Annotated in this window: 21 protein-coding genes; 16 read left to right on the top strand and 5 right to left on the bottom strand. The window is 60.8% G+C overall.

Features of this window, described 5'->3' with window-relative positions:
• Positions 1-226: 226 nt before the first annotated feature.
• Together dtd and pip are read right to left on the bottom strand one after the other, a co-directional pair.
• The gene (gene dtd / locus LT42_RS18430; protein ID WP_037016098.1) at positions 227-664 is read right to left on the bottom strand and encodes a D-aminoacyl-tRNA deacylase; all 438 of its coding nucleotides are present in this window, start codon (positions 662-664) and stop codon (positions 227-229) included.
• Positions 665-1,636 (bottom strand): prolyl aminopeptidase, encoded by a 972-nt coding sequence (gene pip, locus LT42_RS18435; protein WP_037016101.1) that lies wholly within the window; start codon positions 1,634-1,636, stop codon positions 665-667.
• 378 nt (positions 1,637-2,014) lie between these two features.
• Between pip and LT42_RS18440 the strand changes: the two genes are divergently transcribed.
• The 4 genes from LT42_RS18440 (at position 2,015) to LT42_RS18455 (ending at position 10,616) form a co-directional block, all read left to right on the top strand.
• Positions 2,015-4,498 (top strand): glycogen/starch/alpha-glucan phosphorylase, encoded by a 2,484-nt coding sequence (locus tag LT42_RS18440; RefSeq protein ID WP_037016103.1) that lies wholly within the window; start codon positions 2,015-2,017, stop codon positions 4,496-4,498.
• A gap of 603 nt (positions 4,499-5,101) precedes the next feature.
• A complete protein-coding gene (locus tag LT42_RS18445) occupies positions 5,102-7,972 on the top strand; it encodes a DUF2339 domain-containing protein (RefSeq protein WP_037016105.1) in 2,871 nt (956 codons plus the stop codon).
• Between the two features lie 50 nt (positions 7,973-8,022).
• Positions 8,023-9,369, top strand: a complete 1,347-nt coding sequence (locus LT42_RS18450) for a DUF3999 domain-containing protein (protein ID WP_037017534.1) — start codon at positions 8,023-8,025, stop codon at positions 9,367-9,369.
• A gap of 236 nt (positions 9,370-9,605) precedes the next feature.
• The gene (locus tag LT42_RS18455; protein WP_037016107.1) at positions 9,606-10,616 is read left to right on the top strand and encodes a class 1 fructose-bisphosphatase; all 1,011 of its coding nucleotides are present in this window, start codon (positions 9,606-9,608) and stop codon (positions 10,614-10,616) included.
• Between the two features lie 111 nt (positions 10,617-10,727).
• Here the strand turns inward: LT42_RS18455 and LT42_RS18460 are convergent, their stop codons facing one another.
• Together LT42_RS18460 and LT42_RS18465 are read right to left on the bottom strand one after the other, a co-directional pair.
• Positions 10,728-11,060 (bottom strand): type II toxin-antitoxin system RelE/ParE family toxin, encoded by a 333-nt coding sequence (locus LT42_RS18460; RefSeq protein ID WP_037016110.1) that lies wholly within the window; start codon positions 11,058-11,060, stop codon positions 10,728-10,730.
• Positions 11,057-11,329, bottom strand: a complete 273-nt coding sequence (locus LT42_RS18465; RefSeq protein ID WP_037016112.1) for a type II toxin-antitoxin system Phd/YefM family antitoxin — start codon at positions 11,327-11,329, stop codon at positions 11,057-11,059. The genes LT42_RS18460 and LT42_RS18465 overlap by 4 nt, the downstream gene beginning before the upstream one ends.
• A 220-nt stretch (positions 11,330-11,549) precedes the next feature.
• Here LT42_RS18465 and bamE point away from each other — a divergent pair, with 220 nt between their 5' ends.
• The gene (gene bamE / locus LT42_RS18470) at positions 11,550-11,804 is read left to right on the top strand and encodes an outer membrane protein assembly factor BamE domain-containing protein (protein ID WP_037016115.1); all 255 of its coding nucleotides are present in this window, start codon (positions 11,550-11,552) and stop codon (positions 11,802-11,804) included.
• Between the two features lie 86 nt (positions 11,805-11,890).
• Positions 11,891-12,385 carry a lipocalin family protein gene (locus LT42_RS18475; RefSeq protein ID WP_244653553.1) on the top strand — a complete coding sequence of 165 codons (495 nt, stop codon included), beginning with the start codon at positions 11,891-11,893 and terminating at the stop codon, positions 12,383-12,385.
• Positions 12,386-12,545: 160 nt separating this feature from the next.
• Here the strand turns inward: LT42_RS18475 and LT42_RS18480 are convergent, their stop codons facing one another.
• On the bottom strand, positions 12,546-13,910 hold the full coding sequence (locus LT42_RS18480; protein WP_037016120.1) for a formimidoylglutamate deiminase: 1,365 nt from the start codon (positions 13,908-13,910) through the stop codon (positions 12,546-12,548).
• A 201-nt stretch (positions 13,911-14,111) separates the two neighbouring features.
• Between LT42_RS18480 and hutC the strand changes: the two genes are divergently transcribed.
• The 10 genes from hutC to hutH (LT42_RS18530) all read left to right on the top strand — a co-directional run bounded on the left by hutC (position 14,112) and on the right by hutH (LT42_RS18530) (position 26,883).
• Entirely contained in the window at positions 14,112-14,822 is a 711-nt protein-coding gene (gene hutC, locus LT42_RS18485) for a histidine utilization repressor (RefSeq protein WP_191943077.1), read from the top strand.
• On the top strand, positions 14,819-15,412 hold the full coding sequence (locus tag LT42_RS18490) for a HutD/Ves family protein (RefSeq protein ID WP_037016126.1): 594 nt from the start codon (positions 14,819-14,821) through the stop codon (positions 15,410-15,412). Before hutC ends, LT42_RS18490 begins: the two co-directional genes overlap by 4 nt.
• A gap of 66 nt (positions 15,413-15,478) precedes the next feature.
• Complete coding sequence (gene nhaA, locus LT42_RS18495) at positions 15,479-16,657, top strand: Na+/H+ antiporter NhaA (RefSeq protein WP_037016129.1); 1,179 nt, start codon at positions 15,479-15,481, stop codon at positions 16,655-16,657.
• 640 nt (positions 16,658-17,297) lie between these two features.
• On the top strand, positions 17,298-18,992 hold the full coding sequence (hutU, locus tag LT42_RS18500) for a urocanate hydratase (protein ID WP_037016133.1): 1,695 nt from the start codon (positions 17,298-17,300) through the stop codon (positions 18,990-18,992).
• A gap of 190 nt (positions 18,993-19,182) precedes the next feature.
• Positions 19,183-20,652 (top strand): purine-cytosine permease family protein, encoded by a 1,470-nt coding sequence (locus LT42_RS18505; protein ID WP_037016136.1) that lies wholly within the window; start codon positions 19,183-19,185, stop codon positions 20,650-20,652.
• A gap of 138 nt (positions 20,653-20,790) precedes the next feature.
• Positions 20,791-21,756, top strand: coding sequence for an ABC transporter substrate-binding protein (locus tag LT42_RS18510; RefSeq protein ID WP_037016139.1), 966 nt, complete (start codon positions 20,791-20,793; stop codon positions 21,754-21,756).
• A 208-nt stretch (positions 21,757-21,964) separates the two neighbouring features.
• Positions 21,965-22,816, top strand: coding sequence for an ABC transporter permease (locus LT42_RS18515; protein WP_037016142.1), 852 nt, complete (start codon positions 21,965-21,967; stop codon positions 22,814-22,816).
• 11 nt (positions 22,817-22,827) lie between these two features.
• Complete coding sequence (locus LT42_RS18520) at positions 22,828-23,670, top strand: quaternary amine ABC transporter ATP-binding protein (RefSeq protein WP_081955433.1); 843 nt, start codon at positions 22,828-22,830, stop codon at positions 23,668-23,670.
• A 13-nt stretch (positions 23,671-23,683) separates the two neighbouring features.
• Entirely contained in the window at positions 23,684-25,336 is a 1,653-nt protein-coding gene (gene hutH, locus LT42_RS18525; RefSeq protein WP_081955416.1) for a histidine ammonia-lyase, read from the top strand.
• Complete coding sequence (gene hutH, locus LT42_RS18530) at positions 25,333-26,883, top strand: histidine ammonia-lyase (protein ID WP_037016144.1); 1,551 nt, start codon at positions 25,333-25,335, stop codon at positions 26,881-26,883. Before hutH (LT42_RS18525) ends, hutH (LT42_RS18530) begins: the two co-directional genes overlap by 4 nt.
• Positions 26,884-26,956: the final 73 nt, after the last annotated feature.

The raw sequence follows: 26,956 nt of genomic DNA on the forward strand, positions 1-26,956 counted from the left end.
CCAGCTATCAAATGCCGGGTTGGCGAGCATTGTTCCGACTCCAAAAGGGGCCAATGATTCCCCAAGCGGCGTCGGACCAGTCTGCGTTTTACCGATTTGACGGGCTTTGGCCCGTCCTTGTAGCGCGCGATTATCTAGTAGCGCGCGTTACAACGCATCAGGGGAAACAAACTATTTACAGCTTTTCCAGCAAGCAAATCCGGCGTCATCAGAAGCACGGCAAGATTCAGGTTTCGAGCAAAAATGTCACAGGGCCGTCGTTCACAAGATGAACTTGCATATCCGCACCAAACCGGCCCGTTTCAACCGCCGAATGTGAAGCTTTCGCCCTGCTGACCAGGTATTCAAACAACTCGGCGCCCAAGGCTGGAGGTGCTGCTTTCGAGAAACTTGGCCGCATCCCGCTTTTGGTATCGGCCGCCAACGTGAATTGCGAGACGAGCAACAGCCCGCCATCCACGTCCACTAACGACAGGTTGATTTTCCCGTCGGCGTCGCTGAACACCCGATAGTTAAGCAGCTTGTGCAACATCTTGTCGGCGGCGGCCTGTGTGTCTTGAGGTTCAATGCCGATCAAGACCATCAAACCCTGATCAATCGCGCCAATTGTCTCGCCGGCCACATCGACCCGCGCCTGGGTCACTCGCTGCAACAAGGCTTTCATTCAAGCCTCTTCCGGTGGCAGATCCAGCAAGCGGCGGGCCACTTGTGAAGCCGCGCGTACCAGTGCGTCAGTAATGCCCGGTTCGGATGCCGAGTGGCCGGCATCACGGATCACTTGAAGCTCGCTGTTGGGCCATGCCTGATGCAGCTCCCAGGCATTGTCCAGCGTACAGATCACATCGTAGCGCCCATGCACGATGATGCCCGGCAGATGCGCGATTTTCGGCATGTCGCGCAGCAACTGGTTTTCTTCAAGGAAGGCGTTGTTAATGAAGTAGTGGCATTCGATTCGCGCGATGGACAGCGCACGATGCGGCTCGGTGAAGCGATCCACCACCTGCGGATTCGGACGCAGCGTGGCGGTACGACCTTCCCACGTCGACCAGGCTTTGGCGGCATGCATCTGTGCGATCTGGTCGCTGCCGGTCAGGCGTTTGTGAAAGGCGCCGAGCACATCGCCGCGTTCGTCCGGCGGAATCGGCGCCATGTAGTCCTGCCAATAATCGGGGAACAGACGGCTGGCACCTTCCTGATAGAACCACTTGATGTCTTGAGGGCGGCTCAGAAAGATGCCGCGCAAAATCAGTGCATGCACGCGGTCGGGATGAGTCTGCGCATACGCCAGAGACAGAGTGGAACCCCATGAGCCCCCAAACACGACCCATTGTTCGATGCCCAGATGGGTCCGGATGCGTTCGAGATCCTCGACAAGATGCCAGGTGGTGTTGTTCTCCAGGCTGGCATGGGGCGTGGAACGGCCGCAGCCACGCTGATCGAACGTGATGATGCGATAGAGGTTCGGATCGAAATAACGCCGGCTTTGCGCGTCGCATCCCGAACCCGGTCCGCCGTGAATGAAGATGACCGGCAGGCCGTCCGGCGAGCCGCTTTCATCGACATACAGCACATGCGGCTCTTCCACGGCCAGATCGTGCCGGGCATAAGGTTTGATCTGCGGGTACAAAGTCTGCATAGGTGCTCCAAAAGTCCAATTCAGGGGCTGCGGTCTATCTGCCGAGGGGCATCATAAACCCGAATCGGCGAATGAACATGCTTGCCTGATCCTGGCATGTTGTCACCTGCAATTTCGTCTCCCTGAGTGGCCATCGCAGAGCGTCCGCCGGCCCGACGCCAAGAGTGGAACGATCAATGCAAGCCATCGCTGAAGACAGGGGAAAGCGCCAGAGTTTTGCCGCCGGTAGGTAATGTCGGCGAACCGAGGTAGCTTGTTTGAGTCGAACCGGGGGTCGTGCAGCCGCGTATTTTCATCCGAGTGGGAGGAAATAACCAATGACACGCCCTACAGTCTACCCACCCATTTAATCGTCAAACCAACTTGAGGTCGTACCCGATGTCTCCGGAACCCAACGTTCGTGACGCTGAAGTGGCAGCCTTCCGAGAAGCTGTGCTGAACAAACTCGAGTTTGCCGTCGGGAAAGATCCCGACCATGCCTTCGACCATGACTGGTTTATGGCAATCGCCCTGGCGACTCGCGACAAAATGGCTGAGCGGTGGATGAACCACACGCGCTACGTCTACCGGCAGGAGAAAAAGCGGGTTTACTACCTGTCACTTGAATTCCTGATCGGGCGCCTGATGTTCGACAGCCTGAGCAACCTGGGCATCCTCGAAACGGCACGTGAAGCGTTGAAGGGTTTGAACGTCGACCTAGAGCAAATTCGCTCCCTTGAGCCCGACGCTGCGCTGGGTAACGGCGGCCTGGGCCGTCTGGCCGCCTGCTTCATGGAAAGCATGTCGACCTTGGGCGTCGCGGGTCACGGCTACGGTATTCGTTACGAGCATGGGCTTTTCCGCCAGGCCATCGTTGACGGCTGGCAGCAGGAGCAGACCGAAAACTGGCTGGACTTCGGCAACCCGTGGGAATTCGAGCGCCCTGAAGTGATTTACCAGATCGGCTTCGGTGGCAGTGTGCAGCCGCAGCTGGATGCTGCTGGTGCGCCTGTGCTTGATGCTTCGGGCGAAACACGTCAGGTCTGGACCGCGGGCGAAACCGTCCGGGCCATCGCTTATGACACGCCAGTTGTGGGTTGGCGCGGCAAGGCGGTGAACACTCTGCGCCTGTGGCGTGCGCGTGCCGTTGAAGATCTGCACCTTGAGCGTTTCAATGCCGGCGACCACGTCGGTGCTGTTGCTGAGGTCGTGCGGGCGGAAAGTATTTCTCGTGTGCTGTATCCAAACGACAGCACAGAAGCGGGCCAGGAACTGCGTCTGCGTCAGGAGTACTTCTTCGTTTCGGCGTCGCTGCAGGATTTGCTGCGCCGTCACAAGAACATGGGCTACAGCGTCAACAGTCTGCCGGAACACGCTGCGATCCAGATGAACGACACCCATCCGTCGATCGCCGTAGCGGAGCTGATGCGCGTGCTGATCGACCTGCATGACGTGGAGTGGGACGAGGCCTGGCGCATCACCGTCGGTACCTTGGCGTACACCAACCACACGCTGTTGCCCGAAGCACTGGAAACCTGGTCTGTAGGGCTGATGGAGCGGATGTTGCCGCGCCACATGCAGATCATTTACATGATCAACGCTCAGCACATCGACAAGGTCCGTCTCGACTTCAAGGACGACCCTGCCCTGTTCGACCTGCTGCGCGCCGTGTCGCTGATTGAAGAAGACAACGGCCGTCGCGTGCGTATGGGCAACCTGGCATTCCTGGGCTCGCACAGCGTGAACGGCGTTTCTGCGCTGCACACACAGCTGATGCGCAAGACCGTCTTCGCCCATTTGCACAAGCTGCACCCGGACCGCATCAATAACAAAACCAACGGCATCACCTTCCGCCGCTGGCTGTTCCAGTCCAACCCGCAACTGACTTCGATGCTGGTCAACGAGCTGGGCGAACAAGTGCTCGACAACCACGAGACCGCGCTCCTCAAGTTGGCGCCACTGGCGGACGAGCCGAGGTTTCAGCAGGAGTTTGCCGCGCAGCGTCTGCAAAGCAAGCAAGCCCTGGCCACGATTATTCAGGAGCGCCTGGGCATCGTGGTCAACCCGGAGGCGATGTTCGATGTGCAGGTCAAGCGCATCCATGAGTACAAGCGCCAGCTGCTGAACCTGTTCCACACAGTGGCGCTGTATCAGGCCATGCGCGCTGATCCAAGCACCGACTGGGTACCGCGCGTGAAGATCTTCGCGGGCAAGGCAGCGGCCAGTTATCACTCGGCCAAGCTGATCATCAAGCTGGCAAACGACATCGCACGTACGGTCAATAACGACCCGACGCTGCGTGGCCGCTTGAAAGTGGTGTTCATGCCCAACTACAACGTCAGCCTGGCGGAAAGCATCATTCCGGCGGCGGACTTGTCGGAGCAGATTTCCACAGCGGGCCTTGAAGCATCCGGCACCAGCAACATGAAGTTCGGCCTCAACGGCGCGCTGACCATCGGTACGCTCGACGGCGCCAACGTCGAAATGAGCGAGCAGGTCGGGCTTGAGCACATGTTCATCTTTGGCATGACCGCGCAGGAAGTCGAAGCGCGCAAGCACGCCGGTGAGTTCAATGCCCATCAGGACATCGCGGCATCGGGCCGATTGAATGACGTCCTGCAGGCGATCCGGGGCGGGGTGTTCTCGCCGGATGATCCGTATCGTTACGCAGGGTTGATCGACCAGTTGATCAGCTACGACCGCTTCTTTGTCTGCGCTGACTTCGAGTCTTACTGGCACGCGCAAGCGAGAGTGGAAGCGCGCTGGCACGATTCGAAAGAATGGTGGCGCTCGGCAGTGCTCAACACCGCGCGCATGGGCTGGTTCTCTTCGGACCGGACCATCCGCGAATACGCCACTGAAATCTGGAACGCGCTGGATTAAGGACGCGCGAGGTGATTAGCCGGACGCGTTCGCCAGCAAGCCGGCTCCTACAGTGGTGTCGGCGCAGACGATTGCGTGCGGTACCGAAATCCTCTGTAGGCGCCGGCTTGCCCGCGAATGCGGTGGCGGGGGGTCGGATGGGCGCAGCCGGTTGTGGGCGACACTGAAACCTCCTGTAGGAGCCGGCTTGCTGGCGAACGCGGTTTTCAGCCAGGCACGTGGTTGGCTGTGCTGACGCCTTCGCGGGCAAGCGCGCTCCTACACAGCGCATGCGCAGACGGCCGGTTAGGCGCCGACGATTGTGTCGGCGCGGGTCGTATGGGCGCAGGCGGTTGTACGCGGCACCGAAATCCTCTGTAGGAGCCGGCTTGCTGGCGAACGCGCTGGGTCAGCTGCATGGTAGGTAACTGGCCGGATGTGTTCGCCAGCAAATCGACTCCTACAGCTCACGTTTTAACCGTTGAATCCGGAATCGCTGGATCTTGTGGACCCAGATGCAACAGCGACCAGTTCTCCCTCCCCGACACAAAATGTTTCCCCTTTCTCGATGCCCGATATACTTCCGCCATCGCCGTTAATCGGCCGAAAATGGAATGTCGTCGCGTGCAATGGATTCTTCTGCTGGTCGGTCTGTTTATCGGTGCGCTTCTTGACGAGTCGCTACTCGGCGGTGCCGTGGGTGCGGTCATCGGCCTCGCCGCTGGCCTGAGCCTTCGGCTGAGCGCACTGGCGCGCGAAAGCGCCGCCCACCAAACTGAACTCGCCAGAACTCGTCGGGACCTCGACGCGGTGCAGCAGCGCCTCAGCCAACTGAGTTCCCCCGCCGTGCAATTATCGGAGTCCCCGGCTCCGGCACCGCTGGAGGTCGTGCCACTGGATGTTCAGCCGCTTGCCGACGATGGGCCGGAGCTGCTTTGGGATCTCCCCGATCCTGAACCGATAGCCGCGTCCGCCCATGACGTTGAGTGGCGTCGCCCCGAGCAGACTTCTCCGCCGCCTCGACCTGCTGACGCGCCTGATTCCTGGCAGGGTTCAGCGCAACCCAATTTGTTCGACAGCGCGATCCTGCGTGCCAAAAACTGGTTACTGGGCGGCAACACTGTGCTGCGGGTCGGCGTGGTACTGCTGTTCCTCGGCCTGGCGTTCCTTCTGCGCTACGCAACCGAAGGCATGGTCATTCCAATCGAGGCCCGCTATGCCGGGGTAGCGGCGGCAGCGCTGGCGTTGTTGGCGTTGGGTTGGTGGCTGCGTCAACGCAATGAATCGTTCGCGCTGATGATGCAAGGCACGGGCGTCGCGGTGCTGTACCTGACGGTGTTCGCCGCGATGAAGGTCCACACCCTGCTGGCGCCGGGAATGGCGTTCACTTTTCTGGTGGCGGTCACGACGTTTTCCGCGATCCTCGCCGTCACGCAAAACTCTCTGGCCCTTGCCTGTGTCGCCGCTCTGGGCGGCTTTGCCGCGCCACTGCTGACGTCCTCCGGGGAAGGCAGCCACGTCGCACTGTTCAGCTATTTCGCCTTGCTCAATGCAGGCATTCTGGCCATCGCGTGGTTCAAAGCCTGGCGGCCACTCAATCTGATCGGCTTCATCGGAACCTTCGGCATCGGCTTCGCCTGGGGCATGGACGCGTACACGCCCGAGCTGTTCTGGAGCACCGAACCTTTCCTGATTCTGTTCTTCCTGATGTACCTGGCCATCGGTCTGCTGTTCGCCCGACGCACGCTGCAGGCGCATGCCGCCGGGCCTGATGATGACAGCCGCGACGCTACGCTGCGCTGGTCGGCGCGCCATACCCACTACGTCGATGGCAGCCTGTTGTTCGGAGCGCCCATTGTCGGTTTCGGCCTGCAATACGCGCTCGTTCAACACCTCGAATTCGGCCCTGCGCTGAGCGCGCTGGTGCTCGGTTTGCTGTACATGGGCATTGCCCGGTTTCTGGCCGGACGCGCACCGGGCCGGGCATTGCTGCTGGTGGAAACCTGCCTCTCCCTGGGTGTGGTATTCGGCACACTGGCGATTCCGCTTGGCCTCAGCGCGCAATGGACTACCGTTGCCTGGGCGGTCGAAGGCGCAGCAGTGTTCTGGCTCGGGATGCGTCAGAACCGTCTATTGGCGCGCGGCTTCGGGCTGTTGCTGCAGCTGGGCGCCGGTGTCGCCTTCTGCGGCGTGATCGGGCGCTGGTACGTTCCGAACTTCAACCACGGCGACTTCTGGACGCCGTTGATCATCGCATTGGCTGGCCTGGTCAGTGCATTCACCGTCGAGCGCGTCGGCACACTGCGGTTCTCCCTGAGCGAGCGGCTGTTACAACCCATGCTGCTGATCTGGGGCGCGCTGTGGTGGTCGGCGGCATTGTGCGTCAGCACCCATTACGTACCGGGAGAGGTCGAGTTTTCGACGCTGCTGCTTCTCGGCGCCATCAGCGTCGGGCTGTGGACCGTCACCGCCCTGAAACTGAACTGGACCGGCATTGCTCAACTGTGCACGCTGCTGACGCCGGCCAGCGCGGTCTTGCTCGCGTTGATGAGCTTCAGCAGCTATTACAACCCCGCAGCCAACTGGGGGTGGCTGGGCTGGGTCGCGGTTTTCGCGGCTCACCTGTGGTCGCTCAAACGACTCGACAGCAGCTTGCATCCCTGCTTGCGCAGCGTCGCCCACGTAATCGGCTGCTGGTTGATCATCGGCGTTCTATCGCTGCAGCTTCGTTACGGATTGCTGGTGCTGTCCGAGGCGTATAACGCATGGCGCTGGTTGGGCTGGGCGCTGCTGCCAAGCCTGTATCTGCTGGCAATAACCTCTTCACGCAGTTGGCCTTGGCCGCTCGCGGCGTACCCACGCGAATACCGTGTCCTCGCCGCTGCGCCACTGGGTGCAATGATGCTCGCCTGGTTCTGGCTGGCCAACGGGCTGAGCGAGGGCGCTGCCGACCCGTTGCCCTACCTGCCATTGCTGAACCCGCTTGAACTGGGCTTGCTGATCACCCTTGGCGCCCTCTTTGCCTGGACCCGCCAACAGCTGCCGCAACTGGGCGTGAGCCATGAGCGCGCCGAGAAAACTGCGTTAGCCATCGCCGGCGCGTCGTTATTCGCGCTGATCACAGCCATGGTCCTGCGCACCGCTCACCATTGGGCCGACGTCGCCTGGTATCCGGACGCGCTGTTTGAATCAATGCGCGTGCAGGCCGGGCTCTCCATCGTCTGGACGCTCATGGCGCTGGCGCTGATGATCGGCGGTCACCTGCGGGCGCGCCGCGACGTGTGGATTGTGGGCGCAGCGCTGATCGGCATCGTCGTGGCCAAACTGTTTTTCGTCGAACTGAGCAATCGCGGCGGTCTGGAGCGGATTATCTCTTTCATCGGCGTTGGCGTTCTGTTGTTGGTGGTGGGATATTTCGCCCCCTTGCCGCCGCGGCAGACGGCCCGAAACGAGGGGCTGGCAGATGCTGATTCCGCGGACCCTGTACTGAAATGAAGCGCGTGAGGAGTGTTGAGTTGAGTCGTCAGTTCGTCATCAAGGCCATTCTGTTCATGCCGCTGCTGGGTGCATTGCTGTGCGCGGCGTCGCTCAGTCAGGCGGAAGACCTGCCGGATGATTTCACTGTCCACGCCCCCCTTACACTCAGTGGCGAGGGGCCGTGGTATCGACTGGACTTGCCGCTGGGCGTCCAGCTGAACGCGCGTCAAAGCACGCTCAATGACGTGCGCGTGTTCAATGCCGACGGCCAGGCCCAGCCCTATGCGATTACCCAAAGCCCGCCGCAACGCGCAATTGATCAAACCCCCGTCGCGGTGAAATGGTTCCCGCTGTACAACAGCGAGGGCGCCAGGGAAGCCGAGCCGAAAATCCGCGTTGAACGTACACCCAACGGCACGCTGGTCGAGGTCCAGCCTCAGGGCGAAATCGAAGCGGGAGAAGAAATCCTGCGTGGCTGGTTGCTCGACACCAGCGCGATCAACGCCCCGCTGGACCAGCTGATTCTGGACTGGAGCAGCGAGCGCGACGGTTTTCAGCGATTCAGCATCGAGGCCAGCGACGACCTGCAACATTGGCAGCGCTGGGGCGACGGTCAGGTGGGGAGGCTGTCATTTGCCGAGGAATTGGTTGAGCAACGCGTCGTCAGTCTGCCGGGACGCAGCGCCCGCTACCTGCGGCTGCTATGGAAATCACCGTTGTCGGCACCGACCCTCAACGCGGTGCAATTGATCAGCACGCAACCCGGCGTACTGCCGCTGAGTTGGTCGCCACCCATTAGCGGCCGTACCGAGAAGTCCGGGGTTTATGTCTGGCAACTGCCTGTGGCCTTGCCGCTGGAGCGGATGAAGGTCGACATCACCCAGCCCAACAGCCTTGCGCCGGCCACGCTGTATGGACGTCGCGACAGCAATGCACCGTGGCAGCTGATCGACAACGGGCTGCTTTATCGACTAAGCCAAAACGGTCAGGACGTCGTGCAGGACGAAATGGAGCTGTCCGGGAACCTCGTCCAGCAGTTGAAGCTGGAGGTCGATGACCGAGGCGGTGGCTTGGGCAAGGACGCACCAGCGTTAAGCTTTGCCGTGCGCGCTACGCAGCTGGTATTTCTGGGCCGCAGTGCGCCGCCTTACAGCCTGGCCGTCGGCAATCCCACGGTCAAAAGTGCCGCATTGCCGCTGACCACGCTGATACCCGGTGTCAGCCTGGAAAAACTGGCCACACTGAGCCGCGCCAGCATGGCCTCAACGCCCGTGGCGCCCGCTGCACCCGTTACACCCGCAGAAGCGAGTGGACTGGACATGAAGCGCATCGGCTTGTGGGCGGTACTGGTAATCGGCGTGATGTTGCTGGCCTGGATGGCGCTGGGCACTCTGCGCAGCTCCCGCGCCAAGTGACTGACTGGATGACCCGCTGAATAAACGCGCGCCAAATAATAACTGCCGGGGTGATGGCGCTGCGTCGCCCCTGCATCGAAAAAATTACGGACGCTGTTTGCCAATTCTCTGCCCTGATCGCGTTAGGCTTATGTAGCCCGTGAACTCAATCACTACCTGACCGGTCTGACTGGCAGTATTAAATTCCCGCTCGCGCTAGACTGTGCGCGTTTTTATCCCCCATTTCGGAGCTATCCATGTCCCGCGTTACCTTGAGTCGTTATCTGATCGAGCAGACCCGCACCAACAACACCCCTGCCGATCTGCGCTTTCTGATTGAAGTGGTGGCGCGTGCATGCAAGGAAATCAGCCACGCTGTTTCCAAAGGCGCGCTGGGCGGCGTACTCGGCAGCATGGGTACGGAAAACGTCCAGGGTGAAGTGCAGAAGAAGCTGGACGTAATGTCCAACGAGATCCTGCTCGAAGCCAACGAATGGGGCGGCCACCTGGCCGGTATGGCGTCCGAAGAAATGGACAACGCCTACCAGATCCCTGGCAAATACCCCAAAGGTGCCTACCTGCTGGTATTTGACCCATTGGACGGTTCGTCCAACATCGACATCAACGCCCCCGTCGGTACGATCTTCTCGGTGCTGCGTTGCCCGAACGAGTACTTGAGCCAGAACGAAGCGCTGAACGAAAAAGCATTTCTGCAGCCAGGCACCCAGCAAGTCGCCGCCGGTTATGCCATCTACGGCCCGCAGACCATGCTGGTGCTGACGCTTGGCGACGGCGTCAAAGGCTTCACGCTGGACCGTGAAATGGGCAGCTTCGTGCTCAGCCACGAAGACATCCAGATCCCGGAGTCTACTCAGGAATTCGCCGTCAACATGTCCAATCAGCGCCACTGGGAAGCCCCGGTCAAGCGCTACGTGGAAGAGCTGCTGGCGGGTGAAGACGGCCCTCTGAAAAAGAACTACAACATGCGCTGGGTCGCGGCGATGGTTGCCGACGTGCACCGCATCCTGACCCGCGGCGGTCTGTTCATGTACCCGCGCGACTCCCGCGAGCCTTCAAAGCCCGGCAAGCTGCGCCTGATGTACGAAGCCAACCCGATGTCGTTCCTGGTTGAGCAGGCCGGCGGCGCCTCCACCGATGGTCATCAGCGCATCCTCGACATCCAGCCGGAGGGCTTGCATCAGCGCGTCGCCGTGTTCCTGGGTTCGAAGGAAGAAGTGGAACGCGCAACGGCGTATCACAAGGAATAACGTCCTGAATGGCCGCCTTTGGCGGCCATTCCCCTTGTTGACCGACGTTTGTCATGTCGCAGTCTTGATGCCCGCCTCACAATAGCGGCGGCCAAAGAAGCGCGATAAAAATCAATGACTGATGCGTAGCAGACGCTTCGTCAGCAGCGAGACCATATCTCGGCGCACATCAATTACTGCGTGAATAAAAACGAATTCCTGCCTGATCTCATAAATGATGCGGTTTTTACCCGACACGATCTGGCGATACTCACTCAGGTTCAGCATCTCTATTTCTTCAGGAACGGCCCCCGCGTAAGGAGTGACGGAGAGCAGCTGCATCGCTTTCTTTAGCTGCATCGAGGTATCTGACCAGACCGAGTCGGAGAATCTGGCCAACACATAGCTGCGTAGCTCCTTCAAATCCTGCTTTGCGGAGTTGAGGATCACGACCTTCAAACTCATTCCTTGCCAATCCTGTCTAGCTCATCAAACACATCTTCAACGCTTTCAAATTCGCCCTTCTCGATTTCCCTGCTTCCTAACGCCAATATCTTCAGGAGTGCAAAAGTCTCCATTTGCTCTTCGTAGGACTTGACGTCCATGACCACAAGCTTTGCCTCGCCGTTTTGGGTGATCAGCAGAGGCTCCCTGCTTTCTGAGAGGTGCTTTACGATTTCTGCGGTGTGACTTTTCAGATAACTGATCGGTTTGATTTGCGATGAGAATTTCATCTGTCCGACTCCCCGCGCCAAAAAGACTGATTTTAGTCTGAATTTGGTCCAGTCAGCGAGACTGTTCGTCTGGTGTCGCAGCGCATCCGATGGACAAAGATATTCCTCCGGGAACCCGTCCTCGCGTTCTCTCCTCTAAACTCGCTGCATCATGTCGGTGCTGTGCGGCTATCGCCGGGCGCTATGACGCTGCTTTTCTTCGATTCAGGAGCTTCATCTCATGTCTTTGCGCACTCTCGCGGTGTTGTCGTTCTGCTTATTGCTGGCGGCCTGCAGCAAGATCACTCAGGAAAATTACTCGAAACTGTCTGCCGGCATGCCCAAGGCGCAGGTCGAACAACTGCTCGGCAGCCCGACGCAATGCTCCGGCGCGCTGGGGATGTCGAGCTGCACGTGGGGCGATGCCAAGACGTTTATCAGCGTTCAGTACGCCGCTGATAAGGTTGTTTTGTTTTCCGGGCAGGGTCTTGAATGACTATTCGTCGGGCAATGAAATATGGCGCTGTGGCGCTGGCTGCATTGTGGCTGACCGCTTGCGCCGTCACCCCGCAAGAGGACTCGATGGCGCCGAAGACGGTGGATCATGTCGACCTCAAGCGCTATCAGGGCACATGGTATGAACTGGCGCGGCTGCCGATGTTCTTCCAGCGCAATTGCGCGCAATCCGAAGCGCACTACACGTTGAAGGACGACGGCAACATCGCTGTCACCAACCGCTGCCGCACGATCGAAGGCAAATGGAACGAGGCAACCGGAACAGCCTCGCCGCAGGTTCAGGGCAAGACCGACAAGCTGTGGGTGGTGTTCGACAACTGGTTTTCGAACCTCTTCCCCGGTCTGACAAAAGGCGAATACTGGGTCCTGTACGTGAGCCCCGACTACAAAGTGGCACTGGTCGGCAGCCCGAACCGCAAGTTCTTGTGGCTGCTGTCGCGGACAGCCCATGTGCCGCAGTCCGTGCGCAATGATCTGCTGATGAAAGCCCAGCAACAGGGCTACGACACCACCAAGCTGATCTGGCGCGTGGCGGATTCCAAGGTCGGCAAGGCGGACTGACCCTTCGTCCGAATGCGGCCCAGACCAGGCTCGCCCCACGATATATGCGTTGCAATTGCGCCGCGGCCCTAAGGGCTGAGCCTGCTCTCACAGTCAGTACATCGATCCTGTGGGAGCGAGCTCGCTCGCGAAGTTGTTGGCTCATTTCAGCGAAGAAGCATCAGCCCAGCAGCTCCCGCAAAACCTGAGCAAAGGCGCGGCTGCTTTGCGCCTCATCGTCATGATGGCCGTCGCGGATGACCCAGCGACCATTGACCATCACATCCTTGATCTGACGATCGCTTCCCGCAAAGAGCCAGCGATTGAGGATGGCATCACCCGACGCAGTCGCCAGGTACGGGTCGTTGCCGTCGAGCACCAGCCAATCGGCACGCTTTCCCGCTTCCAGCGCACCAACCGGTTGCCCCATCGCCTGGGCACCGCCTGCCAGCGCGGCGTCGTACAACGTCCGCCCGACCATGGGTTGATCGGCCCGATACAAGCGATTGCGACGCTGGTCTCGCAGACGCTGTCCGTATTCAAGCCAGCGCAATTCCTCGACCACGCTCAGCGACACGTGGCTGTCAGAACCAATGCCCCAGCGTCCGCCCTGGGCGATGTAGTCCACCGCCGGGAAAATCCCGTCGCCCAGGTTGGCTTCGGTGGTCAGGCACAGCCCGGCAATTGCACGGCTCTGCGCCATCAGTGCCACTTCGTCCGGCTCGGCATGCGTTGCATGAACCAGGCACCAGCGTGCATCGACATCGACGTGTTCATACAGCCACTGCAACGGCCGGCGACCGCTCCAGCTCAGGCAATCGTCCACTTCTTTCTGCTGCTCGGCGATGTGGATATGGATGGGGCAATGGGGATCACTGGCAGCCGTCACGTCACTGATCTGCTGTGGTGTCACGGCGCGCAGTGAATGAAAACACAGGCCCAGCGACTGGGCGGGTTGCGCCGCGATGATCGGCATGAGCCGGGACTGCAGCTCCAGATAACTGTCGGTGCTGTTGATGAACCGGCGCTGGCCTTCGTTGGGCACCAGACCGCCGAAGCCTGAGTGGCTGTAGAGGACGGGCAACAAGGTCATGCCAATGCCTACGGAAGCCGCCGCCTGACTGACCTGCAGCGCCAGCTCCGCAGGATCAGCGTAGGGCTTGCCGTCGATGTCCTGGTGGACGTAGTGGAATTCCGCGACCGAGGTAAAGCCGCCCTTGAGCATCTCGATGTAGAGCTGTCGCGCGATGACACCGAGCTGTTGCGGGCTGATCTGCCCCACAAGGCGATACATCAGATCGCGCCATGTCCAGAAACTGTCATTGGGATTGCCCGCCACTTCCGCGAGTCCTGCCATGGCCCTTTGAAAGGCATGGGAGTGCAGATTGGGCATGCCCGGCACGACTGGGCCATTAAGCCGCTCGGCGCCATGGGATTCAGCGCCGGCCTGGACGCGGCTCAACAGGCCATCAACGCTGACCTCAAAGCGCACATTCGTGGCCCAACCGTTGGGCAACAACGCGCGTTCGGCAAAGAAAACGGACATGGCTCTGCACCCCTGACAAAAATTTGTCTATACATATACAGACGTTTGGAGAGACGGTAAACCGCGCCGCGCTTGTCGGCACACGCGTTAATGGTTAGCGTGGAGACCGTGAGCGGTATGTATGCTTGCTCGCCTGAATAACGCCATAACAAGGATTTCTCTGTGCCGACTCCGCCTGCCAACTTGCCGCTGGCTTCCCACATGGGTGACAGTCCGGCGCCGCTGTACGCCAGGGTGAAGCACATGATCACCCAGCAGATCCAGAACGGCACCTGGCCGCCCCATCATCGCGTGCCCTCCGAGAGCGAGTTGGTCACGCAACTGGGCTTCAGCCGCATGACCATCAACCGCGCACTGCGTGAGATGACTGCCGAAGGCCTGCTGGTGCGCATGCAGGGCGTCGGTACGTTTGTTGCCGAGCCCAAGACTCAATCCGCGCTGTTTGAAGTGCATAACATCGCCGATGAAATCGCCGCCCGCGGTCACATCCACACCTGTCAGGTGATTATCCTGACCGAAGAAGCCGCAGGTTCCGAGCGTGCGCTGGCGCTGGACATGCGTGAAGGCCAGCGCGTGTTTCACTCGCTGATCGTGCATTTCGAAAACGACATTCCCGTGCAAATCGAAGACCGGTTCGTCAATGCTCTGGTCGCTCCGGACTACCTGCAACAAGATTTCACTCAGCAGACACCGTACGCCTACCTTTCCCAGGTCGCGCCGCTGACCGAGGGCGAGCACGTGGTCGAGGCCATTCTCGCCGAGCCTGATGAATGCAAATTGCTGCAGATCGAAAAGGGCGAGCCGTGCCTGCTGGTTCGGCGCCGCACGTGGTCGGGGCGCCAGCCGGTGACCGCCGCCCGCCTGATTCATCCCGGCTCACGCCACCGCCTGGAAGGACGCTTCAGCAAATGACCCGACTGACTGTTCTGCGCGCCGCCGACTATCCCCGTATGCCCTGGAAGAACGGGGGCGGCAGCACTGAGGAAATCACGCGGGATGCGGGCGAGGGTCTCGACGGCTTCGGCTGGCGGCTGTCGATCGCCGACATTGCCGAGTCGGGTGGGTTTTCAGTGTTCGCGGGGTACCAGCGCATCATCACGGTGCTCCAAGGGGCGGGCATGACGCTGAACATCGACGGCCTGGACAGCGAACCACTGTTGCCGTCCGACCCTTTTGCATTCAGCGGCGACAGCAAAGTGGCGTGCACGCTGCTTGACGGTCCGATACGCGACTTCAACCTGATCTATTCGCCCGCGCGCTATCGTGCCCGTTTGCAATGGATTGACGTACTTCAGCCGCAGCGGTTTTTCAGCTCGGCAGACGCGTTTCTGGTGTTCAGCACTGCTGAGCAAATGGCTGCCAATATCGGCGAGCATCCCCCGCAATTACTGGGTAAACATGATTGTCTGCAGCTGGACAACGCCGAAGGTGAACTCCTTGAAGTGGTGCTTTACGCGCCACGCGCAAGCCGGGTGTGCGTGATCGAATTGACCCGCCGCTGAGCCTCGCCGCCTGATACGCCATGCCCTGTGTTAAGTTGCGTTTTTTTCGCCAGCACAGGGACGACCATGACGACGCTCAACACCGATAAAGAAAGCCCACGAGCCCTCGCCATTCTTGCCAGCTTTCTCGCATCGGAGTCGGCCGGCGGCCTGATTCTGATGGGCGCCGCCCTCGCTGCGATCATCGTCGCAAACTCCCCTCTTGCCTCCACGTACTTCGCCGCACTGCACAGCGTGTGGGGCGGGCTGTCCGTCGAGTTGTGGATCAACGACGGGTTGATGGCGATCTTCTTCCTGATGGTCGGTCTGGAAATCAAACGCGAAGTGCTCGCCGGTGGTCTCGCCACGTGGGGCCAGCGCGCTCTGCCTGGTTTTGCAGCAGTGGGTGGCATGCTGGTGCCAGCGCTGATCTACATCGGCGTCAACATGGGTAATGCCGAAACGCTAAGCGGTTGGGCCATTCCGGCGGCCACAGACATCGCCTTCGCGCTGGGCGTGCTCTCGCTGCTGGGCAAGCGGGTACCGACGTCGTTGAAGGTGTTTCTCGCCGCGCTGGCGATTCTGGATGACCTGGGCGCGGTGACCATCATCGCGCTGTTCTACAGCAGCGGCCTGAACATGACGATGCTTGGCGCCTCCTTTGCGACGCTGGCCGTGCTGGTGATCATGAACCGCACGGGGGTGCAGCGCTTGCTGCCGTATCTGCTACTCGGTCTGCTGCTGTGGTTTTTCGTTCTGCAATCCGGGGTCCACGCAACATTGGCGGGCGTCGCGCTGGCGCTGTGCATTCCGCTGGGCACACGCAAGGAAGAGGCGCGCTCGCCGCTGCTGTTTCTGGAAGAAAAGATGCACTACTGGGTGGCGTTCGCGGTGGTGCCGATTTTCGGCTTCGCCAACGCGGGCGTGTCGCTGTCAGGCATCAGCCTCGGCAATCTGCTCGACCCGGTCCCGCTGGGTGTGGCGCTGGGTCTGTTTATCGGCAAGCAGGTCGGGGTATTTCTCGCTGCGCTGCTGGCGATTCGAGCAGGGCTTGCGACGTTGCCGGAAGGCAGTAACTGGACGCAGCTTTATGGCGTCGCCCTGCTCTGCGGGATTGGTTTCACGATGAGCCTGTTCATCGGCAACCTCGCCTTCCCGGGCGCCGCGCATCTGATTGACGAGGTGAAAGTGGGCGTTTTGCTGGGCTCAATCGCCTCGGCCATTGCCGGCGTACTGTTGCTGCGCAGCAAACTGGCCAAGCACTGAACCCATTCGTCGATCACCAACGCCCCGCGGCGGATGATGGGAGCAAAGTCACCTCGGTCTGTAGGAGCGACCGGGTGGCGACGCCTTGCACGCGAACGCGCCAGGTCAGCGACTGCTGCGTCGGCTGACACACCAAATCGCGGGCAAGCGCGCTCCTACACCGGTTTCGCGATAAATGATGGATCGAAGCCTTAGGCGGTCTGTAGGAGCCGGCTTGCTGGCGAAAGCGATGTGTCATTCAACATCTTCATGCCAGATCCACTGCGTTCGCCAGCAAGCCGGCTCCTACAGAGGACTGAGGCGTTCGCAACTTTTTTGTTACCCCAGCCACGCACTGCGCTGGGGCATGCGCACCGAAAAGTAACAATTTCCTTCCTGTCGCCTCTATCGCAGGCTCTACCTCGTGCCCCTTCAAACTTCGTCAGGCCCGCCGCAGAGCAGGCCGACGGGTTTTCTACGCGCGCTCGATCAACATTGGCCCCTTGGTTGCATATGCTTGTATGTACAAGTAAGCATGAGTTCTCTTGGGGCGATCATCCCTGCCCTACCGCTCCGCTCGGAAAGGCTCATTGCAGAACCCTGTTACCGCTTTCGTCACGGCCCTTGCGTCCGGGGCGGATTGACCATCGAGGATCGTTAAGTGACTACTGACAACAAGACCCCTGCTCAGCAATGGACCAAACGCCGCGATGTGGAAATCCGCGCTGCCCGTGGCACTCAGCTGACCGCCAAAAGCTGGTTGACCGAGGCGCCGCTGCGCATGTTGATGAACAACCTCGACCCGGAAGTCGCCGAGAACCCGAACGAACTGGTGGTCTACGGCGGGATCGGTCGCGCGGCGCGTAATTGGGAGTGCTACGACAAAATCGTCGAAAGCCTGACCCACCTGAACGATGACGAAACCTTGCTGGTGCAGTCCGGCAAACCGGTTGGTGTGTTCAAAACTCACAGCAATGCGCCCCGCGTGCTGATCGCCAACTCCAATCTGGTGCCGCATTGGGCGAGCTGGGAACACTTCAACGAACTGGACGCCAAGGGCCTTGCGATGTATGGCCAGATGACCGCCGGCAGCTGGATCTACATCGGTAGCCAGGGCATTGTTCAGGGCACTTACGAAACCTTCGTCGAAGCCGGTCGCCAGCACTACGACGGTAACCTCAACGGCCGTTGGGTGCTGACCGCAGGCCTGGGCGGCATGGGTGGCGCGCAGCCGCTGGCTGCCGGGATGGCCGGCGCCTGCTCGCTGAACATTGAATGCCAGCAGAGCCGCATCGATTTCCGCCTCAAAACCCGCTACGTCGACGAGCAAGCCACCGACCTCGACGACGCGCTTGCCCGCATTGCCAAATACACCGCCGAAGGCAAGGCGATCTCCATCGCCTTGTGCGGAAACGCTGCCGAAATCCTCCCGGAAATGGTCCGTCGGGGCGTGCGTCCGGACATGGTCACCGACCAGACCAGCGCCCACGACCCGCTCAATGGTTATTTGCCAAAGGGCTGGACCTGGGAGCAGTACCGCGAGCGTGCCGCCTCCGAGCCTGCCGCCGTGGTCAAGGCCGCGAAGCAGTCGATGGCCGAGCACGTCGAAGCCATGCTCGCGTTCCAGAAAATGGGCGTGCCGACATTCGACTACGGCAACAACATCCGTCAAATGGCCAAGGAAGAAGGCGTGACCAATGCCTTCGACTTCCCGGGCTTCGTACCCGCCTACATCCGTCCGTTGTTCTGCCGTGGCGTAGGCCCGTTCCGCTGGGCAGCGTTGTCAGGCAACCCTGAAGACATCTACAAGACCGACGCCAAAGTCAAAGAGCTGATCGCGGACGACGCACATCTGCACAACTGGCTGGACATGGCCCGTGAGCGCATCAGCTTTCAGGGCCTGCCAGCGCGTATCTGCTGGGTCGGCCTGGGTCAGCGTGCCAAGTTGGGCCTGGCGTTCAATGAAATGGTCCGCAGCGGCGAGCTGTCAGCGCCAGTGGTCATCGGTCGCGATCACCTGGATTCCGGCTCGGTCGCCAGCCCGAACCGTGAGACCGAATCGATGCAGGACGGCTCTGACGCCGTGTCCGACTGGCCGCTGCTCAATGCCTTGCTCAACACCGCGAGCGGCGCGACCTGGGTGTCGCTGCATCACGGTGGTGGCGTCGGCATGGGCTTCTCGCAGCATTCGGGCATGGTGATCGTCTGCGACGGCACCGATGAAGCGGCCGAACGGATTGCCCGCGTGCTGCACAACGACCCGGCCACCGGGGTGATGCGTCATGCCGATGCCGGTTATCAGATCGCGATCGACTGCGCCAAAGAGCAGGGTTTGAACCTGCCGATGATCCGCTGATACGCAGGCCACTGTCGGAGTGACCGGGTGGCGCTCCACCTTGCCCGCTAAATCACGTCAGCCGTCCCAAAAGTGGCAGGCGACACACCGCGTGAAGGTCCTTCGGCCCTTATCGCGGGCAAGCGCGCTCCTACAGGGGTTCGGCAGCGCACGTACGCGTGCCAACATTCGCTCTACGGGGATATTCGCCATGGCTGTCACAGATGACCGCGCTGCACCTGCTTCCGTGATCGAGCGGCGCTCGATCGATTACATCCCTGATGCCGAACGACACGGGCGTCTGTTCAGCCAGTTCACCCTGTGGCTTGGCGCCAACCTGCAGATTACCGCCATCGTCACGGGCGCACTCGCCGTGGTGCTGGGCGGCGATGTGTTCTGGTCGCTGATCGGCCTGCTTATCGGTCAGCTCATCGGCGGCGGTGTCATGGCGCTGCACGCGGCGCAAGGCCCGAAGCTGGGGCTTCCGCAGATGATTTCCAGTCGAGTGCAGTTCGGCGTCTACGGCGCCGTTATTCCGCTGGTGCTGGTGTGCCTGATGTACATCGGTTTTTCCGCCAGCGGTTCGCTGCTCGCAGGCCAGGCAGTGGCACAGCTGATCAACGTACCGGACTGGCAAGGCGTGCTGATCTTCGCCGCAGCCATCGTGGTGCTGACGGTGTTCGGCTACCGCGTGATTCACATGATTGGCCGGGTCGCCAGCATCATCGGGGTCATCGCTTTCGTCTACCTGTTCGCCGCGCTGTTGACGGGCAACGATGTAGGCGCGTTGCTGGACAACCGGCACTTCTCCCTGAGCAGTTTCCTGCTGGCCATCTCTTTGTCAGCCTCCTGGCAAATCGCCTTCGGCCCATATGTCGCGGACTACTCACGCTATCTGCCGCGCACCACGCCAGCCGGCAAGACCTTCTGGGCAGTGGGCCTGGGCTCCGTGATTGGCGCGCAAGCGTCCATGGTGTTCGGAGTATTTGCCGCCGCACTGGCGGGCAAGAACTTCGCGCATCATGAGGTTTCGTTCATCGTCGGGCTTGGCGGGACTGGCGCCGTCGCAGCCGCGTTGTACTTCAGCATCGCGTTCGGCAAGGTGACCATCACCACGCTCAATGCCTACGGCAGCTTCATGTCCATTGCCACCATCGTGAGCGGCTTCCGGGGCAATCGGCACATCTCCAGCGCGCTACGCCTGACATACATTTTCGCGATGGTCGGAATTGCAACGGCGCTTGCGTTACTGGGCAAAGATTCGTTCCTGAAGGATTTCTCGGCCTTCATCCTGTTCCTGCTGGCGTTTTTCACGCCATGGAGCGCAATCAATCTGGTGGATTTTTACTGCATCACCAAAGAACGCTACGACATTCCGGCATTGTCTGACCCCAACGGTCGTTATGGCCGCTGGAACGCCATGGGCATCAGCATCTATGTGCTGGGCGTGCTGATCCAGATGCCGTTCATCTCAACGCATTTTTATACCGGCCCACTCGTGGCAAGCCTCGACGATACGGATATCTCGTGGATCATCGGCCTGGTTGTGCCTGCTGTGCTGTACTACGTGGCGGCGAAGCGGTGGCCGGGCAACGTGGCCAATCGCTTGATTTTGCCGCCGGAGCCGAACACGACTCACGCCGGCCGCACCGGTGCCCCGGAGCATACGGCGGTGAACTGACCGTTCGTCATGCACGTCTGTTGAAGGGGCATGTTGGAGAGAGAAGCGGGACGAGGCCGACAAGTGCCTCTCCCCAGGGCTGGACGCCATCTGTTTTCGCTACTGCCGCCATCCACTACAAGACCGGAGCGTCACTCAATGAACACGAAAAAAGCCCTGCTATCCACGTTGCTCACCGCTGGCGTGCTCGCCAGTGGCGCCAGTCAGGCTGCGGGATGGTGCGAGTCCGGCAAACCGGTGAAATTCGCCGGCTTGAACTGGGAAAGCGCGATGCTGCTGACCGATGTGCTGCAAGTCGTGCTGAACAAGGGCTATGGCTGCGAAGTTGACAGTCTGCCGGGCAACTCCATCACCATGGAAAACGCCCTGAGCACCAACGACATTCAGGTGTTCGCCGAAGAATGGGTGGGCCGCAGCGAAGTGTGGAACAAGGCGCAGGCGGCCGGCAAAGTGGTCGGCGTCGGTTCGCCGGTCAAGGGCGCCGTGGAAGGTTGGTACGTGCCGCGTTATGTGATTGAAGGCGACGCCAAACGCAAGCTGGAAGCCAAGGCGCCGGACCTGAAATCGATCGCTGACCTGGGCAAGTACGCTGCACTGTTCAAAGACGCTGAAGAGCCGGAAAAGGGCCGTTTTTACAACTGCCCCGCCGGGTGGACCTGTGAGCTGGAAAACAGCGAAATGCTGAAAAGCTACGGTCTGGAAAACAAGTACACCAACTTCCGCCCTGGCACCGGTCCGGCGCTGGATGCCGCAATTCTCTCCAGCTACAAACGTGGCGAGCCGATCCTGGCTTATTACTGGTCGCCAACGCCGCTGATGGGCCAGGTGGACATGGTGCGTCTGGAAGAAAAAGCCGGCGTGAACAAAACCATCGAGATCAAGGTAGGGCTCTCCAAAGCCTTTCACGAGCAGGCCCCTGAACTGGTATCGGTGATGGAGAAGGTCAATATCCCGATCGATCTGCTCAACCAGAATCTGGCGCGCATGACAAAGGAGCGCATCGAGTCGCCGAAGCTGGCGAAGATCTTCCTCAAGGAACACCCGGAAGTGTGGCATCAGTGGGTGAGCGAGGATGCGGCGAAGAAGGTGGATGCTTCGTTGTAAGACCTTGATCCGGGTGCCATGCGACACGACGGCACTCGAACCTGTGGGCCTTCGATTGCTCGCGAATGCGGAGGGTCAGGCGGCGAAAACGGGGGTGGATGCAAGCATTTCGCGAGCAAGCTCGCTCCTACACATTTGCCGCAAGCCACTGACCTCGGCATCAACCAGAGCAGCGAACCCGCGCCCAGTATTTGAATGAGATAACCCTATGTTCCCCGAAAGCTTCACGTTTTCCATCGCCGACTGGGTCAATGACTGGGTCGACAAGCTGGTCACCAACTACGGCGATGTGTTTCGGCACATCTCCGACACGTTGCTGTGGGCCATCGTCAAGCTCGAAGGCCTGCTGCGCATCGCACCCTGGTGGCTGTTGCTGGCAATCGTCGGGCTGATCGCCTGGCACGCCACGCGCAAGATCACCACCACGGTGGTCATCGTCGGCCTGCTGTTTCTGGTCGGTGCCGTCGGGCTGTGGGACAAGCTCATGCAGACGCTGGCGTTGATGCTCGTCGCCACGCTGATCTCGGTGATCATCGGCATTCCGCTGGGCATACTCTCGGCGCGCAGCAATCGCCTGCGCTCGGTGCTGATGCCCTTGCTGGACATCATGCAGACCATGCCCAGTTTCGTGTACCTGATCCCGGTGCTGATGCTGTTCGGCCTCGGCAAGGTGCCGGCCATTTTCGCTACCGTCATTTATGCCGCACCGCCGCTGATCCGCCTCACCGATCTGGGCATTCGTCAGGTGGACGGCGAGGTCATGGAAGCGATCAACGCGTTCGGCGCCAACCGCTGGCAGCAATTGTTCGGCGTGCAGCTACCGCTGGCCCTGCCCAGCATCATGGCGGGCATTAACCAGACAACCATGATGGCGCTGTCGATGGTGGTGATCGCCTCGATGATCGGCGCCCGTGGACTGGGCGAAGACGTTCTGGTCGGCATTCAGACCCTCAACGTCGGACGCGGTCTGGAAGCGGGGCTGGCCATCGTTATTCTGGCGGTCGTGATTGATCGCATTACGCAGGCCTACGGCCGCCCACGGCATGAGGCGAACAAATGAGCGTAGAGACCATGAATTCCGGGAATCCGCTAACCACGGACGGCAAGATCGTCGTCAAGAACGTGTACAAAATCTTCGGCAACCGCGCCAAAGACGCGCTGACGATGGTCCAGAACAACCAGAGCAAGGATCAGGTCCTGGCGCAGACGGGCTGCGTGGTCGGCGTAAACGACCTGTCGCTGTCGATCTCCAGCGGCGAGATCTTCGTGATCATGGGCTTGTCCGGCTCAGGCAAGTCGACACTGGTGCGTCACTTCAATCGCCTGATCGATCCCACCAGCGGTGAGATTCTGGTCGATGGCGAGAACATTCTGACCTACGACATGGAAGCGCTACGCAACTTCCGGCGGCACAAGATCAGCATGGTCTTCCAGAGCTTTGGCCTGCTGCCCCACAAGACCGTGATCGACAACGTGGCATACGGCCTGACGATTCGCGGCGAAAGCAAAGCGCAGTGCGCCGAGCGCGCGCAGCACTGGATCACCACGGTCGGTTTGCAGGGCTACGAAAAGAAGTATCCGCACCAGCTCTCCGGCGGCATGCGCCAACGCGTTGGCCTGGCGCGCGCACTGGCAGCCGATACCGACATCATCCTGATGGACGAGGCGTTCAGCGCACTCGACCCCCTTATTCGCGCCGAGATGCAGGACCAGTTGCTGGAGCTGCAATCGAACCTGAAGAAAACCATCGTCTTCATCACTCATGACCTGGACGAAGCCGTTCGCATCGGGAACCGCATTGCCATCCTCAAGGACGGCCGGCTGATTCAGGTCGGGACGCCAAAGGAAATCCTCTACTCGCCTGCCGATGATTACGTTGATCGTTTCGTGCAGCGGCGCGTGGCGACTCTTTAAGGACGCAGTGGCGATGTCGCGAGCAGAGCAGATCATCATCGGCGATGGCCCGGTCAGTTGGCAGGATGTGGTGGCCGTTGCCCGCCATGGCGCCATACTTTCGTTGTCGGACACCGCCTGGGCGCGCATCGATAATGCGCAGGCGATCGTGCAAAGCATTGTTGCCAACGGCGAGCGCGCCTACGGCGTGAACACGGGGCTGGGCGCGTTGTGCAACGTGTCCCTCGCCGGTGAACAGCTGAGCCGGCTGTCGCGAAATACGTTGCTCAGCCATGCCTGCGGCGTCGGCCCGGCGTTACCGGATGAACAGACTCGCGCCATCACGTGCGCCGCGATCATCAACTACAGCCAGGGCAAATCCGGGATTCATCGCCAGGTGGTCGACGCGTTGCTCGCATTGCTCAATCGACGCATCACGCCGCAAGTGCCCTCGCAGGGCTCGGTGGGGTATCTGACGCACATGGCGCACATCGGCGTGGCGCTTCTCGGCGTGGGCCAGGTCAGTTATCGCGGGCAGACGATGTCGGCGTTGCAGGCGCTCAGCGAAGAAGGCCTGTCGCCAGTCGAACTCGGCGCGAAAGACGGTTTGTGCCTGGTCAACGGCACGCCGTGCATGACCGGCCTCAGCTGCCTGGCCATCGGCGACGTCAATCGCCTGATGCAGTGGGCTGATGTGATCGCCGCCATGACTTTCGAGGGCTTGCGCGGTCAGCTGGATGCCTTCGACGAAACCATTATTGCGCTCAAGCCGCACCCCGGCATGCAACAGGTTGGAAGGAACCTGCGCGGGCTATTGGCGGGCAGTGAAGTGCTGGCCAACAGTCAGGGCATCCGCACTCAGGACGCCTTGAGCATTCGCTCGATCCCGCAGGTTCATGGCGCTACCCGCGATCAGCTGGCCCACGCCACGCGCCAGATCGAGATCGAGCTCAACTCCGCCACCGACAACCCTCTGCTGCTCGGCACGCCCGAGGCGCATCGCGTCGTCTCCCAGGCCAACCCCCATGGCCAGTCAGTGGCGATGGCGGCTGACCTGCTGGCGATTGCCATGGCCGAGCTGGGTTCGATTGCCGAGCGACGCCTCGACCGGCTGATCAACCCGACCGTCAGCGGTCTTCCGGCGTTTCTGGTCAGTCAGCCGGGGGTCAACTCCGGGATGATGATCACCCAGTACGTGGCTGCCTCGTTGTGCGCCGAAAACCGCCAGCTGGCACAACCGGCGGTCATCGACAACTACGTGACCTCCGGGCTGCAGGAGGATCATCTGAGCATGGGCACCAGCGCTGCCTTGAAGCTGCACAAGGTGCTGGAAAACGTGACGCAAATCCTCGCCATCGAGTATTTGCTGGCCGCGCAGGCGTTCGAGTTCTTCAAGGGCCCGCGTTTTGGCGTTGGCACCGAGGCGGCGTGGCGTCTGCTGCGTGAGCGCGTACCGGCGTACGACGAAGACCGCTGGCTGGCTCCGGACATCGCCAGCAGCGTGACCCTGCTCAAAAACGAAGAGTCACTGGAAACCGTATTTCAGTGCTGCCGCGATTACGCGACAGCTCACACCGACACCGACACCGACAACAACGGTCGCTGGGCAAGCGCAACCCGCGCAGGACAGGCAGGAGCCGGTTCAGTGCAGACGACCGACACCCCCTCAGGAGTAGCAGCATCGTGACCAACACCCAAAAGGCGACCCCGCTGAATCTGATCCCCGGCCAGCTGACTCTGGCTCAATTGCGCGCGATCTATCAGCAACCTGTGACGCTGACCCTGGACGCCAGCGCCAATCGGCAGATTGAGGACAGCGTGGCCTGCGTCGAGCAGATCCTCGCCGAGAACCGCACTGCCTACGGCATTAACACCGGCTTCGGCTTGCTCGCTTCAACCCGAATTGCTAGCGCCGACCTTGAAAACCTGCAGCGCTCGCTGGTGCTGTCTCACGCTGCAGGCGTGGGTCAGCCGATCAGTGATGCGCTGGTGCGCCTGATCATGGTGCTCAAGGTCAACAGCCTGAGCCGCGGCTTTTCGGGGATCCGTCGTCAGGTCATCGACGCGCTGATCGCCCTGATCAATGCCGAGGTCTATCCGCACATTCCACTGAAAGGCTCAGTGGGCGCATCCGGCGACCTGGCCCCGCTGGCGCATATGTCGCTGGTGCTATTGGGCGAAGGCAAGGCGCGTCACAAGGGCCAGTGGCTGAACGCCGTCGAAGCGCTGGCGATCGCCGGGCTCACGCCGCTGACGCTGGCGGCCAAAGAAGGACTGGCGCTGCTCAACGGCACACAAGTGTCGACGGCTTACGCTTTGCGCGGCCTGTTTGAGGCCGAAGACCTGTTTGCCGGCGCCCTGTGCTGCGGTGCGCTGACCGTAGAAGCGGTGCTCGGTTCGCGCGCGCCATTCGACGCACGCATCCATGCGGCACGCGGCCAGCGCGGGCAGATCGATTCGGCTGCAGCCCTTCGCGACCTGCTCGGCGAGGGCAGCCAGGTGTCTGATTCCCACCGCGACTGCGACAAGGTTCAGGACCCCTACTCTTTGCGTTGCCAACCCCAGGTCATGGGCGCCTGCCTGACTCAGATGCGTCAGGCCGCCGAAGTGCTGGCGATCGAGTCCAACGCGGTGTCGGACAACCCGCTGGTCTTTGCCGCTGAGGGTGAGGTGATCTCCGGCGGTAACTTTCATGCCGAACCGGTTGCCATGGCCGCCGACAACCTCGCGCTGGCCATTGCCGAAATCGGTTCGCTCAGCGAACGCCGCATCTCGCTGATGATGGACAAGCACATGTCGCAGCTGCCGCCCTTCCTGGTGGCCAATGGCGGGGTGAATTCAGGCTTTATGATTGCTCAGGTCACGGCCGCAGCGCTGGCCAGTGAAAACAAGGCGTTGTCCCATCCGCACAGTGTCGACAGCCTGCCGACCTCCGCCAACCAGGAAGACCATGTGTCGATGGCACCTGCCGCCGGCAAGCGGTTGTGGGAAATGGCGGAGAACACTCGCGGCGTGCTGGCTGTAGAATGGCTGGCTGCGTGTCAGGGTCTGGACTTGCGCAACGGTCTGAAAACCTCCGAGAAACTGGAAATTGCCCGCACTACCCTGCGCGGCAAAGTGCCGTTCTACGAGAAAGACCGCTTTTTCGCCCCTGATATCGAAGCCGCCACCGAGCTGCTGGCTTCCAACTGCCTGAGCGAACTGGTTTCTGCTGACCTGCTGCCGAGTTTCTGATCGGGACGGGCCAGGATGGCCCGTCGTTGAAATGAGTGGGGGGATCGTCCCCTGTTGGAGTGAGCTTGCTCGC

Origin of the sequence: Pseudomonas lutea (assembly GCF_000759445.1) — a bacterium.
Lineage (GTDB): Bacteria > Pseudomonadota > Gammaproteobacteria > Pseudomonadales > Pseudomonadaceae > Aquipseudomonas > Aquipseudomonas lutea.